Below are 12,976 nucleotides of genomic sequence, written 5' to 3'. Positions count from 1 at the left end.
GCGCCTCATCCGGCGCGGGTGAGGACGCGGACGAACGCTGCGGATGCACTGGGACGGTCACCAAACGAAGGAAGGAACACTCATGGCAACCCTGATCGCCATCGGGTACCCCGACGAGACGACCGCCACCGCCGCGTCGATCGAAGCGCACCAGCTCGCCAAGGACCTGATCCTGCAGCCGGACGCCATCGCCGCGATCATCCGCGACCGGGAGGGGAAGTTCCACGTCACCACCAGCCACCACGAGGTGGCGGCCGGCGCCAGCTGGGGCATGTTCTGGGGGTTCTTCTTCGGGATCCTGTTCTTCATCCCGATCCTCGGCATGGCCGTCGGCGCCGGCATGGGTGCGCTCACCGGCAAACTCGCCAAGAACGCGATCAACAAAGACTTCCAGAAGCAGGTACGGGACCTGCTGCAGCCCGGAACGTCGGCACTGTTCCTGGTCGTCGAGCACGTCACGACCGACCGTGCGGTGTCGGCGCTGGCCAAGTTCGGCGGCACGGTCCTGAAGTCCTCGCTGCCGAAGGACGTCGAGGAGGAGCTGCAGGAGGCTCTGCACGGCCCGGAGACCGCCACCGCGGCGCAGTGACGTCATGCGTGTGGAACAGAGCCGGGCGACCGGGTGGGTCGCCTGGGTCCTCTTCGGCGGCGTGATCCTGGTCCTCCTCGGCACGGTCCACACCTACGTCGGACTGATCGCCCTGTTCCGGCCCGAGGTGCTGGCGGGCACCCGGGCCGGGCTCCTCCTCCCGATCGGCTGGACCGGGCTCGCCTGGGCCCACCTGGTGATCGGCGTAGTCGCCATCGCCGACGGGTGGGCGCTGATCCGCGGGCTGAAGTGGGCCCGCCTGGTGGCGATCCTGCTCGCAACGGGATCGGCGCTGGTCAACTTCGTGTTCGCCGCCGGCCACCCCGTGTGGTCGGGCATCGCGATCGTGCTCGCCGTGATCGTGATCTACGCGACTGCGGCGCACGGCGGCGAGGTCGCCGACGCGTACGGCACGTGAACCTGCGACGGATCGACGACCTGCAACGACGGTGGGGCCCGCTCGGCTTCGGGTACGCGGTGGTTCGTAAATACCTGGACGACGGCGGGCCCCGCGAGGCGGCGCTGATCACCTACTACGGGTTCCTCAGTCTCTTCCCGACCCTGCTGCTCGGGGTGGCCGCCGTGTCCCAGGTACTGGCCCGGCGCCCGGAGCTGCGCCAGGAGATGATCACGGCGATCGTGCCGCCGGCCCTGCAGCCCGGGATCGAGTCGTCGATGGCGGCGCTGTCGGCGTCCTACACGGCCCTGATCTTCGGAGTCTTCGGACTGATCTTCTCGGGTACGGGGGTGGGGCTCAGCGCGTACGAAACACTCAATCACGTCGCCCACGTGCCCATCCGCAAGCGAGCCGGCCTCGTCTCCCTCTATCTGCGGGCGATGGCCGCCCTGGCGGCCATCCTGGCCGGGACCGTGACCATCGGCGCCCTGACGGTGGCCGCCTTCGCCGCGCCCGTCGCGCTGCTCGGCGCGTGGGCGATCGCCGCGGGCGTGCTGCTCGCCGTCACCCGGATCCTGCTGATGCGGCCCGCGCCGCTGCGGTCGCTGTGGCCCGCCGCGGTGATCGGCGCCGCCGGGATCACCGGGTTGCTCAACCTCGGCGCGCTCGTCCTGCCCGACCTGGTCCGCCGGGCCGGGCGGGTGTACGGGGCGTTCGCGACCGTGGCCGGCATCTTCACGCTGCTGTACCTGCTCGGCAACGTCCTGGTGCTGGCCGCCGAGATCGCCGCCGTCCGGCACGCCCGGCTGTGGCCGCGAGCCCTCGACCCGGCCCGGCCGACGGCGGCCGACGCGCGGGCCATGTCGCTGCTGGCCCGCGAGCAGGAGCGGATCCCCGCCGCCCGGATCGACTACACCCTCCGAACCCCACCCACCTGACCGTCGTCTCCGGCCGCGGCCTGCCGCCCGTCGACGGCTCCCGCTCCGTGTGGATGGCCGTGGTTCTCACCGCCCCGGGTCCGGCCAGCAGCCAGCGCTGTATCGACGGCTCGGAACAGCGCTGAGAGCCGGCCGGGGCGGGGAGGCGGCGCGGAGGCAGGGGTGGCGCGGCGGCGCGGGCGGCGGGGCGGGCTAGGTGGCGGGGCGGGTTCGGGGGAGGAACCAGGCTGTTAGCAAGCCGATCACGCCGGCGCCGGCTACCGCGAGCATCGCCCACAGGTAGGCGCGGCCCGGGTTGGCGCTGTCCACGCCGGCGACCAGGATCGTGCCGGCCAGCGCGGCCCCCAGTGACGAACCCAGGTTGGACACGCTGCGGGACAGGCCGGAGATCTCGCCCTGCAGATCCTCGCCGAAACTGCTCTGCACCACGTTGACCGACGGCGTGAGCATGCCACCCAGCCCGACCCCGATGACGAACAGCCCGGGAATGAGGGCCCAGATGCTGTGGACGGCCCGGCCGAGGGTGAGCAGCAGCGCGATACCGCCGACGGTGACCGCGAACCCGGCGAGGATCAGAGTGCGCTGGGCGCGGCGGCGGGCCATCCGTTCGGCGAACAGGGAGGACAGCAGCACACCTACGGTGGTGGCGGTGAAGACGCCGCCGGTCTCGATGGCGCTGTAGCCCTTGACCACCTGCAGGTAGGTGGAGACAACGAAGGACGTGCCCATCACCATGAGCCACTGCATGTTCTGGGTGATCAGGCCCAGGTTGGACGTGCGGTTGCGGAACAGCAGGGTGGGCAGCAGCGGTTCCCGGCCGGCCCGTTCCTTGGCGCGGACGCCGGCGAAGAACCACACCAGTACCAGCACGCCGGCGATGACCAGCCCGACGGTGAGCATCGGCTCCTGGTCGGCGGCGAGGATGCCGAGCACGATCAGGACCAGCCCGACCGCGGAGAGCACGGCCCCGCCGACGTCGAAGCGCTGGGACCGGTCGGCGGGCAGCGGGTCGTGGACGGCCCTACGGCTGAGCAGCACGATCGCCAGGACGATGACGGCCTGCAGGACGAACGCGGCACGCCAGTCGATCGCGGACGCGATGAACCCGCCGATGAGCGGGCCCGCGACGGCACCGATGCCGCCCATCGCGCTGATCGCGCCGAACGCCTTGGCACGGGACCCGATGTCTTTGAACAGCAGTGTGGTGAGGATGTAGACGGGCGGGATGAGCAGTGCCGTCCCGACGCCCTCGAAGATCGAGTACCCGATGACGAGGACGGGGAGGCTGGGTGCGACGGCGCTGAGCAGCGCGCCGGTGCCGAACAGCAGCAGGCCGAGCTGGAGGCACCACTTGCGGCCGAGCACGTCGGTGAGCCTGCCGCCGGGGATCATCAGGGCCGCCATCACCAGCAGGAACAGGGTGATCGCCAGTTGTACGCCCTGGACGTCCGTGTTCAGGTCCCTGCTGATGTCGGTGATCATCACGTTCATGTTGGAACCGGCGAAGCTGCAGATGAACTGTGCCAGCGCGAACGCGATCAGCGCCCGTCTGAGCCCGACCGGGAAGCGCTCGGTCATGGTGCACCGCCTCTACGAGTGACGGGGAGGGGTCTACGGGAGCAGGTCACGGCTCCATCGCGGTCCGACGTCGCTCCAGGCGCGCTGCCAGGCGCGGGCCCGATGCCGGTCGAGCAGGGCCACGCCGAGCCGGCGGAGCCCGTTGGTCGCGGCGGCCACGGAGGCCACGACCACGATGGCGACGAGCGCGGCCTTCCCGACGGGGTTACGGCCGCCGGGCTTCGTACGTACGTCCCCCTCGTTGTTGACCCAGATCTTGACGGTGTCGCCCGGCTGCTCCCCGGAGGTGACGGCGATGGACCCGCTCCGGGGTGTCCCGTCCGGCGCCTTCCAGGAGGCCCGCGCGGTGTACGGGGTGGCCTGCCGATCCGCGGTGGCGCGGTCGAGGACGGCGGTGACCTCGTGCAGGTTGTCGCGTTCCCAGGCGATGGCCCGCTGATCGGACCGATAGCTGAGACCGGCCGTCCACCAGGCCAGGATGGGGGCTCCGAGCAGGAAGAACGCGAAGAGTCCGACCAGCATCACGATCTCGATGCGGTCCGAGCGGCGCAGGAGGGGATTGCGTTTCCGGGCGAACATGTCCGAAGGATCGTCGGCGCGGGCCCCGGACGGTTCATCCCCGTCGGATGAGGAGTGCGGGCGACGGCTCGGCGACGCTCGGGATTGGCACACCACGAGCGAGGGGGTCGGTATGCCGGTCTGGGTTCGGCTGAGGCACGAGACCGAGGAGGCCACCGCCTCCGGCATCTACGGCCTGATCGTGGGCGCGGCGGTGCTGGTGGCGTCGCACGCGACGACGGCGGTCCGGACGGTGATCGCGGTGCTGGCCACGCTGACGATCTACTGGCTGGCCGAACGCTACGCGCGGATCGTGGCCGAGCGCATCCACGAGGGGCACCGGCCGACCTGGCACACGGTGCGGCACCAGCTGACGACCGGCTGGGAGATGATCACGGCGAGCACGCTGCCGCTGCTGGTCCTGATCGCGGTCCGGCTGTCCGGCTTCTCGCTGGAGCGGGCCGAGATCTCGGCGCTGGTCTGCACCACCGTCCTGCTGTGCGTGGCCGGTTGGTGGATCGGCTCGGGCGGTCGCCTGCACCCGCTCGAGCGTCTGGTGTCGACGCTGGTGGCGGGCATGTTCGGTGCGGCCCTCATCGTCCTGAAGACGCTCCTGCACTGACGGAGACCACCCGGTGGACCCGCCAGCCGCCGGGGCCGAAGTGGCGTTCGCGGACGACAGTGTCGCCGCGGTCGACGCTGATCAGGCTCCACGAGCAGGGCGTGCCGCGGGTGCGCAGGCTGGTCGCGGTACCGGCGACGACGAACACCTGGCGGCCGATCACGCGCACGTCGGGGACGTGGGTGTGCCCGGCCAGCACCAGGTCGACGCGGGCGTGCCGGGCCGCGGCGAGCAGCCGTGGGGCGCCGAACAGCCGGGCGGTCCCGGTGGCCAGCGGCGGATGGTGCAGGGCGAGCACGCGTACGTCCCCGTTGGGCACCGTGCCGAGAGTGCGGGCCACCACACCGGCCTCCCGGTCGCCGACGCGGCCGTTCTTCCAGCGCCACCAGGGCATCGAAGTCAACCCCAGGGCGGTCACACCCTCGGCGCGGCGGATCGGTTCCGGGTCGGCGTCGATCATGGAGAGCCATCGGTCGTACGGACGAAGCACTCGCCGCCACGAGCCGAGTGGGAGGTCATGGTTGCCGAGAACGGCGAGGACCGGCCCGGGAAGCGCGTCGAGCAGCTCCCGGGCCCGCCGGAACTCCCCCGGCCGGGCCCGCATCGTGAGGTCCCCGGTGACGACGGTGAGGTCGGGTCGCGCCGCCGCCACATCGGCGGCGACGCTCTCGACGGCGGCCGGGTCGTGCGCTCCGAGGTGCAGGTCGGAGAGATGCGCGACGACGACCGGCCGGTTCACGGCAGCACCGGGTAAGGGGCCGGCCCGGCCCGGCGGCGTCCGGGTCGGGCCGGCCTGGCGAGCGGCGCTGCACCGCTCGCCGGTGGGGTGGTCGCACTCACCGGGGCGGTCGCAGGTCGCTCGGGCCGCCGTAATCGCCGCCCGGAGTCACGACCGTTCCTGCCTTGCCGGCGAGGATCGCGGCGGCGTCCTCCAGAGCGCCGATCGCTGCCAGGTCGCCGGTGAGTTCGACGAAACGGCAGACCGCCTCCACCTTGGGCCCCATCGAACCGGCCGGGAAGTCCTCCCGGCGCAGTTCGGCGGGGGTCGCCCGGCTGATGGGCCGGGGGTCGGGACCGCCGAACCCGCGGACGACCGCGGACACGTCGGTGAGCAGCAGCAGCGCGTCGGCGTCCAGGGACTCGGCCAGCACCGCGGTGGCCAGGTCCTTGTCGACGACGGCCTCGACTCCGGTGAGCCGCCCGTTCTCGTCACGGATCACCGGGATGCCACCGCCTCCGGCGCAGACCACGATCGTGCCGGCGCCGAGCAGCTGACGGATGATCCGGGTCTCGACGACCCGCTGCGGCCGCGGTGACGGGACGACCCGCCGCCACATGGCGCCGTCGGGGGCGATCGCCCAGCCGCGCTCGTCGGCGTACCGGCGGGCGGTCTGCTCGTCGTAGACGGCGCCGACGAACTTGGTGGGCTTCTGGAACGCCGGGTCGGCGGCCGAGACCAGGGTCTGGTCGAGGATCGCGGCGACCTGCCGGCCGGGCAGCGCGTTCTGCAGGGCCTGCAGCAGCCAGTAGCCGATCATGCCCTGGGTCTGTGCGCCGAGCACGTCGAACGGGTACGGGATCGCGAGTGTCGGGTCGGCCGCGCTCTGCAGGGCGAGCATGCCGACCTGCGGCCCGTTGCCGTGCGTGATGACGACCTCGTGCTCGGCGGCGAGCGGGGCCAGGGCGGCGACCGCGCGCAGGGTGTTGGCCCGCTGCACGGCCGCGTCCGGCTTCTGGCCGCGTTCGAGCAGCGCGTTGCCGCCGATCGCGATGACGATGCGCATCAGGACCCCAGGGTGGCGACCATGATCGCCTTGATGGTGTGCATGCGGTTCTCGGCCTGGTCGAAGACGATCGAGTACGGCGACTCGAACACCTCCTCGGTGATCTCCAGCGACTCCATGCCGGTGTGCTCGTAGATCTCCTGGCCGACCTTGGTGTTCCGGTCGTGGAAGGCCGGCAGGCAGTGCATGACCTTCACGGCCGGGTTCCCGGTGGCCCGTACCGCGTCCATGTTGATCTGATAGGGCTTGAGCAGCCCGATCCGCTCGTCCCACATGTCCTTGGACTCGCCCATCGACAGCCACACGTCGGTGTAGAGGAAGTCGGCGCCGCGCACGCCCTCGGTCACGTCCTCGGTGTGGGTGATCCGGGCACCGGTGGTCTCGGCGATGCTCTGCGCCGCCTTGATCACCTCGTCCGGGTTCCACCGGGACGACGGCGCGACCATGCGGACGTCCATGCCCATCATGGCGCCGCCGATGAGCAGCGAGTTGGCGACGTTGTTCTGGGCGTCGCCGAGGTACGCGAACGCCACCTCGTTGTCGTGCTTCACGGTGTGCTCACGCATGGTGAGGATGTCGCAGAGGGTCTGGGTGGGATGCCACTCGGTGCTGAGCCCGTTCCACACCGGCACACCCGCGTAACGGGCGAGGATGTCCACGTTCTCCTGGCCGAAGCCGCGGTACTCGAGAGCGTCGTAGAAGCGGCCGAGCACCCGCGCGGTGTCCTTCACCGACTCCTTGTGGCCGAGCTGGGTGCTGCCCGGGTCGAGGAACGTGACGTGTGCGCCCTGGTCGTGGGCGGCCACCTCGAAGGCGCAGCGGGTCCGGGTGGACGTCTTCTCGAAGATCACCGCGATGTTCTTGCCGGAGATCCGCGGCACCTCGGTGCCGGCGTACTTGGCGGCCTTGAGCTCGGCCGCGAGCTTGAGCAGGAACTTCCACTCCGCCGGGGTGAAGTCGAGTTCCTTGAGGAAGCTGCGGTTGCGCAGGTTGAAGGACATGTCCGAACTCCTCAGGCAGCGTCGCGTTCGATCGGGCAGGTCATGCAGCGGGGGCCGCCACGGCCCCGGCCGAGCTCGCCGCCGGCGATGGTGATCACTTCGATCCCCTGGCGGCGCAGGTAGGTGTTGGTGGTGACGTTGCGTTCGTAACCGACGATCACGCCGGGTTCGACGGCCAGGAAGTTGTTGCCGTCGTCCCACTGCTCGCGCTGCGCGGCGCGTACGTCCTCGTTGGTCTCCAGGATCTGGATCTTGTCGACGCCGATCGTCTCGGCGATCGTGGCGAAGAGGTCGTCGTTGCGGACCACCTGCAGCCCGTCCGGGTCGTCGGCGGGCAGGACGGTCCACGACCGCAGCGACTCCTGCAGGTACGGGTACATCACGAAGGTATCCCGGTCGATCATGGTCATGACCGTGTCGAGGTGCATCATGGCGTGCGAGTGCGGCAGCTCGATGGCGATCACCTTGGTGGCCGCGCCGGACGAGAACAGGCTGCGGGCCAGGTTCTCCACGCCCATCGCGGTCGACCGCTCCCCCAGCCCGATCATGATCGCGCCGTTGCCGAGCACGTGGATGTCGCCGCCTTCGAGGGTGGCAGGCTGGTGCGGTGCGTCGTCACCGCCGTACCAGACGGTGAAGTCGGCCAGGTTGAACATCGGGTGGAACCGGTAGATCGCCGAGCTGTGCACCGACTCGCGCATCCGGGCGGGCATGGCCATCGGGTTGATGCTGACGCCACCGTAGATCCACGCCGAGTTGTCCCGCTGGAACAGGTGGTTGGGCAGCGGGGTGAGCACGAAGTCGTCGGCGCTGAGCAGCTCCCAGCGCAGGCTGTTGACGGTGAACCCGGCGAGCTCGTTCTTGAGCACCCCGCCGATCAGGTAGTCGGCGAGTTTCTCGCTGTCGGCCTGTTCGGCGAGCCGCCGCAGCGGCGCGGACAGGGTCGGGCCGACGGTGTCGTCGGTGACGATCCGGTCCAGCACCCAGGTGCGGGCCTGCGGGATGTCGAGCACGTCGGCCAGCAGCCGGGCGAAGTAGTGCACCTTGACCCCGCGCTCGCGCAGGACCTCGGCGAAGGCGTCGTGCTCCTCGCGGGCCCGGCGGGCCCACAGGATGTCGTCGAAGAGCAGGTCGCGGACGTTGTCGGGGGTGAGCCGGCTGAGTTCGACACCGGGTCGGTGCAGGATCACCTGCCGGAGCCGGCCGGTCTCGGAGTCGACGTGAAAGCTCATGCTGTGCTCCCGCTTTCTTTGATCCCTTTGCGGATGGACAGGTAGACGGGTATGCCGATGAGACCCGCGGCGCCGGCCATCAGGAACGGTCCCCAGACGACGAACCACTCATCACCGGAGTTGCGCGAGTACCAGATGAAGAGAATCGAGAAGACCAGGGCCAGGACGGCGATGATCAGGTCCCCGGCACCACCCTCGCGGTGCCACTTGAGCTTGGCCATGGCGGAGAAGGCGTACGGGACGGCCGCCGTGATGCCGCTCATCAGCACCAGGGTGTTGAACACCGTGGCGCCGCTCGCACCGGCGTAGCTGACGACCATGGCGACGCTGGCCAGCACGCTGGAGGCGATGATGCCGGCGGCCGGGACCCCCCGTTTCGAGATCCGGCCGAACAGCTTCGGGAACAGTCCGTCCTTCGCGGCGGCCAGTGGCATCTCGGCGCAGATCATGGTCCAGCCGTTGAGGGCGCCGAACCCGGAGATGATGACGGCGAGCGCCACCAGGTCACCGGCCCAGTCGCCGCCGCCGGCCATCGTGTTGAAGGCCACCGAATAGGAGGCCTTGTTGGCGTCCTCGGCGAGCACCGACGTCGGCACGATCCCGAAGACCGCGACCATCGACAGCAGATAGACGACCGCGGCGCCGAGCGTGCCGATGACCGTGGCCTTCGGCACGTTCTTGCCGGGATCGCGGACCTTCGCCGCGGCGACCGCCGCGCACTCGACGCCGAGGTAGCTGAACAGGCAGATCGCCATGGCACTGCCGATCGCCTGCAGATTCGTCTCGCCGCTGACATTGGCGGGGCTGAAGTTGGCGGTGCTGATGAAGAACAACCCGACGGTCGACATGATCAACAGCGGGATGAACTTGACGACCGTGGACCAGAACTGGACGAAGCCCATGTTCTTGACCCCGGTCAGGTTGATCAGCGCCGGGATCCAGATGCCGACCAGCGCGATCACGATCGACCAGCCGACGATCCCGTCGGAGTTGACGAAGTTCTCGACGTAGAAGACCCAGCCGGTCACGATCGCCGCGTTGCCGGCCCACGCGGTGATCCAGTAGGACCAGGCGTTGGCGAAACCGACACCGTCACCGAAGGCGGCGCGGGCGTAGGCGTACGGGCCGCCGTCGGCCGGCATCCGTTTCGACAGCCGCGCGAACAACAGGGCCAGGGCCAGCGCACCGACGGTGGTGAGGACCATCGCGACGATGCTGATCGGGCCGATCGACGCGAGCGAGTAGGGCAGGTTGAAGATCCCGACGCCGATGATGGTGCCGAGGATCAGTGCGGTGGCCTGCGGCAACCCGAGGGATCGGGTCTCCGCCGCCGGAGCCGCCTTGTCCAGCTGGGTCATGGAGGCCAGCCTCTCGGTGCGGGTCCGGCCGGACATCACTCCGGCCGGATGAGATGAACGGTTCAGGGCATCGCGGGCTCGAAGCGGCCCAGCTCGTCGTCGCCCTTCTGGATCACGCCGTAGCTGGACTCGGGCACCTCCTGCCAGGCCCCGGCCAGCTCGCCGAGCGGTTCGGAGACGACCAGCCGGGTCTCCTCGGACAGGCCGCGCAGCGACTCCTGCTCGGGGTAGAGCCGCCGCAGAGCGGACATCTCGGTGCTGTAGAACAGCGAGCGGCTGTGCCCCTCGCTCGAGTAGCGGAAACACCAGGTCCGGTCACCGTCGGTGGTGGCCACGGTCATCTGCAGGGGATCGGGTACGCCGTACGCGCGCCCGACCGACTCGACCAGTCCGGCCATGCGTTCCACGGCGGCGACCGGCCGGTCGCGCAGCCCGTAGGTGAGGGCCAGGTAGAACATCACCTCGGAGTCGGTCGAGCCGGTCATCGAGGTGTAGAGCTCGGGGTCGACGGCGAGAACGAGGTCGCGTTTGAGCCGGTGGAAGTCGCGGATCGACCCGTTGTGGGCCCACAGCCAGTTGCGGTACCGGAACGGGTGGCAGTTGGTCTGCTGCACCGGCGTGCCGGTGCTGGCCCGGATGTGCGCCACGAACAGCGGCGACGTGGTGGATCTGGCGATCTCGCGCAGGTTCGGGTCGTTCCAGGCGGGGCCGACGCCCCGGAACAGGACGGGTTCGGGCGCTCCCGGGACGTACCAGCCGATGCCGAAGCCGTCGCCGTTGGTGGTCTCCACCCCGAGACGGGAGTGCAGGCTCTGGTCGATCAGCGAGTAACGCGGCCGGTAGAGGAGCTCTTCGAGCCGGATCGGGGATCCGGAGTACGCAAGCCAGCGGCACATGCCGACATGGTGGCCACCGGGCGGTGGCGCGGGGCTCACCCTCGGCGGATGAGGTCCGGATTACGGCAGCCGACCTTCTCGAGCCAGCCGCACAGCAGCCGGTGCACCTCGTCCGCGCCGACCGGCTCACCGGCCACCGGGAACGTGCGCGGGTGGATCAGCACGGGCCGGTCCTGGTCGCCGCCGAGCCCGCCGTGGCAGCCGATCAGCTCCTCGAAGGCGGCCACCTCCCCTGCGACCGGATCCCAGAAACTGTTGATCAGCAGGTCACCGGTGTTCTCCAGGCGGTCGTGACGGACCAGGTCGGCGACGGCGTGAGGCCCGAACCCGATCAGCGGATCGAGCCCGTCGACGTGTCCGTCGGCCAGGCGACGCCTGCCGGAACGGCCGAGCACGACCGGCCCGTCCACGGCGGAGCGAACCATCACCCAGCCGACGCCGGGATGGCCGGTGAGCCCGGCGAGCAGGGCCGGGTGCCGCTCCTCGATCTGTTCGAGGGTGACCCGGCCGGCCATCCGGGCGAAGTAGACCAGGGCCAGGTTGCCGCCGGCCGCCACCACGATCTCCGGGCGCGCGGGGTCGGCCGGGCCGGGCCGCTCCCCCTCGTCGCGGCCCAGCCCGGCCCGCAGGGCGGCGGCCCGGCCCCGCTGCTCACCGGTGTCGACGGCGGTCACCTCACCGGCCGCGGTCAGCCGTTTCACCAGCTCGTCGAGGGTCACCCCGTACCGCTGGAGGAAGGTGGCGCCCTGGCTCTGCCCGTGGTCGGAGAGCACCACGAAGTGGTACGGCCGGGGCGTGCTCGCCGCGACCTCCTCCAGAGTGGCCAGCACCCCGTCGATGCCCTCCAGCGAGGCAAGCGCCTCGGGCCGGGCCGGGCCGGCGTGGTGGGCGATCTCGTCGTAGTCGACGAAGTCGCAGAACACCACGGGCGCCCCGCGCATCATCTGCTCGGCGATCACGGCCAGGTTGAGGTGCCGCAGCAGCACATTGGTGGCCCCGCGCAGCAGCACGTACCGCCAGTCCCGGCGCATCCGCGGCTCCACCTGTCGCAACCGCTGGCGACGGGCCTGGTGCAGCTCCGTGACGATCTCGCCGACGGTCAGCACCAGCGACCGGGTCAGCCCGAACGGGTCGAGCAGGTAAGCGCTCAGATAGCGGGCCGGCCCGCTCCGGCGGTCCGGGACGGTGCTCATGGTCAGCAGCGAGGTGGGCGCGTCGCCGGAGAACACGTTGCCGACGCTGACACCGCCGTCGGCGAGCAGGCCGCGGCCGTCGGAGCCACGTGACTCCACCAGCGCGGCATCCGCCGGGTGGTTGGTCACCACGAGTCGGCCGGTCGTCTTCTCGTACCAGCGGAAGGCCGGGACCCGATCGCTCGCGCCGTGCAGCAGCCCCGCCTGGCTGGCCGGCGTCGTCGCCGGCAGCCGGGCGTGCCACTCGGTGAGCAGGTGGGTGCCGGACCGCAGCCAACGGCCGAGCGTCGGCAGGTTGCCGGCCTCTACCGCCCAGCGGGCCAGCGGCGCGGACAGCCCATCGATCTGGATCATGATGACGCCGGGTGTGGTGTCCGGCGGCACGCTGCGCCGGAAGTGCCGGTTGACCCGCAGCAGATGCCGGGTGGCAACGCCCGGCTGCCCGGCGGTGACCAGCCACGACCCTGCGGTCATCAGCGCCGCGCCGAGCCAGGCGGCCCAGAAGGCGGACCAGAACCCGTCCACGTGCACGCCCGGTGTCAGATGCAGCGCGGCCCACACCAGCAGTGCCTGCGCGACCAGCCAGCCGGCCACCACCCCGGCCCAGCCGATCGCCGAGAGCAGGGAGACCAGCAACGGGCGCAGCACGGCGCCGAACACACCCAGCAGGATCGCGGCCACCAGCACCGCCCAGCCGTCCTCGGCGGAGATTCCCGGCAGCAGCCCGATGACGAGGCCCGTCACCACCGCGCCGGTCAGGACGGTCCACAGAGCCCGAGTCATGGCCGTCAGTGTCGGCGAGACGTCCCGGCCGGACGCCATCCGTGCCG

13 protein-coding genes are annotated in these 12,976 nt (G+C 70.7%); 4 read left to right on the top strand and 9 right to left on the bottom strand.

The features are described 5' to 3' along the window. The first annotated feature begins 82 nt into the window (after nucleotides 1–82). Genes CLV67_RS24240 through CLV67_RS24230 form a run of 3 tightly spaced genes read left to right on the top strand, consistent with a single transcriptional unit; the run spans nucleotide 83 to nucleotide 1,924 of the window. Nucleotides 83–589, top strand: a complete 507-nt coding sequence (locus tag CLV67_RS24240) for a DUF1269 domain-containing protein (RefSeq protein ID WP_106322174.1) — start codon at nucleotides 83–85, stop codon at nucleotides 587–589. A gap of 4 nt (nucleotides 590–593) precedes the next feature. Next, nucleotides 594–1,007, top strand: a complete 414-nt coding sequence (locus CLV67_RS24235; RefSeq protein ID WP_106322171.1) for a DUF7144 family membrane protein — start codon at nucleotides 594–596, stop codon at nucleotides 1,005–1,007. Further along, a complete protein-coding gene (locus tag CLV67_RS24230; protein ID WP_106322169.1) occupies nucleotides 1,004–1,924 on the top strand; it encodes a YihY/virulence factor BrkB family protein in 921 nt (306 codons plus the stop codon). The genes CLV67_RS24235 and CLV67_RS24230 overlap by 4 nt, the downstream gene beginning before the upstream one ends. Nucleotides 1,925–2,116: 192 nt before the next feature. On the opposite strand, the gene CLV67_RS24225 is transcribed toward CLV67_RS24230, so the two are convergent. Both CLV67_RS24225 and CLV67_RS24220 read right to left on the bottom strand, forming a co-directional pair. Next, on the bottom strand, nucleotides 2,117–3,502 hold the full coding sequence (locus CLV67_RS24225) for an MFS transporter (RefSeq protein WP_106322167.1): 1,386 nt from the start codon (nucleotides 3,500–3,502) through the stop codon (nucleotides 2,117–2,119). A 33-nt stretch (nucleotides 3,503–3,535) separates the two neighbouring features. Next, the gene (locus CLV67_RS24220) at nucleotides 3,536–4,081 is read right to left on the bottom strand and encodes an Rv1733c family protein (RefSeq protein ID WP_106322165.1); all 546 of its coding nucleotides are present in this window, start codon (nucleotides 4,079–4,081) and stop codon (nucleotides 3,536–3,538) included. A 112-nt stretch (nucleotides 4,082–4,193) separates the two neighbouring features. Here CLV67_RS24220 and CLV67_RS24215 point away from each other — a divergent pair, with 112 nt between their 5' ends. Then, nucleotides 4,194–4,682: a hypothetical protein gene (locus tag CLV67_RS24215; protein WP_106322163.1), complete on the top strand. Its 489-nt coding sequence runs from the start codon at nucleotides 4,194–4,196 to the stop codon at nucleotides 4,680–4,682. On the opposite strand, the gene CLV67_RS24210 is transcribed toward CLV67_RS24215, so the two are convergent. The 7 genes from CLV67_RS24210 to CLV67_RS24180 form a co-directional block, all read right to left on the bottom strand. Next, a complete protein-coding gene (locus CLV67_RS24210; protein WP_106322161.1) occupies nucleotides 4,654–5,421 on the bottom strand; it encodes a metallophosphoesterase family protein in 768 nt (255 codons plus the stop codon). The two genes, CLV67_RS24215 and CLV67_RS24210, sit on opposite strands and share 29 nt — an antisense overlap. A 97-nt stretch (nucleotides 5,422–5,518) precedes the next feature. Further along, nucleotides 5,519–6,466, bottom strand: coding sequence for a carbamate kinase (gene arcC, locus CLV67_RS24205; RefSeq protein WP_106322159.1), 948 nt, complete (start codon nucleotides 6,464–6,466; stop codon nucleotides 5,519–5,521). After that, nucleotides 6,466–7,467: an ornithine carbamoyltransferase gene (gene argF, locus CLV67_RS24200; protein WP_106322157.1), complete on the bottom strand. Its 1,002-nt coding sequence runs from the start codon at nucleotides 7,465–7,467 to the stop codon at nucleotides 6,466–6,468. Before argF ends, arcC begins: the two co-directional genes overlap by 1 nt. Nucleotides 7,468–7,478: 11 nt before the next feature. Continuing rightward, on the bottom strand, nucleotides 7,479–8,699 hold the full coding sequence (locus tag CLV67_RS24195; RefSeq protein ID WP_106322155.1) for an arginine deiminase: 1,221 nt from the start codon (nucleotides 8,697–8,699) through the stop codon (nucleotides 7,479–7,481). After that, nucleotides 8,696–10,057: an amino acid permease gene (locus CLV67_RS24190; protein WP_106322651.1), complete on the bottom strand. Its 1,362-nt coding sequence runs from the start codon at nucleotides 10,055–10,057 to the stop codon at nucleotides 8,696–8,698. The genes CLV67_RS24195 and CLV67_RS24190 overlap by 4 nt, the downstream gene beginning before the upstream one ends. A gap of 62 nt (nucleotides 10,058–10,119) precedes the next feature. Then, nucleotides 10,120–10,953: a class II glutamine amidotransferase gene (locus tag CLV67_RS24185; RefSeq protein ID WP_106322153.1), complete on the bottom strand. Its 834-nt coding sequence runs from the start codon at nucleotides 10,951–10,953 to the stop codon at nucleotides 10,120–10,122. A gap of 35 nt (nucleotides 10,954–10,988) precedes the next feature. Then, the gene (locus tag CLV67_RS24180) at nucleotides 10,989–12,929 is read right to left on the bottom strand and encodes a phage holin family protein (RefSeq protein WP_106322649.1); all 1,941 of its coding nucleotides are present in this window, start codon (nucleotides 12,927–12,929) and stop codon (nucleotides 10,989–10,991) included. Between the last annotated feature and the right edge of the window lie 47 nt (nucleotides 12,930–12,976).

The sequence above is a fragment of the Actinoplanes italicus genome (assembly GCF_003001815.1).
Lineage (GTDB): Bacteria > Actinomycetota > Actinomycetes > Mycobacteriales > Micromonosporaceae > Actinoplanes > Actinoplanes italicus.
This window is presented reverse-complemented; position numbering and strand designations above follow the sequence as displayed.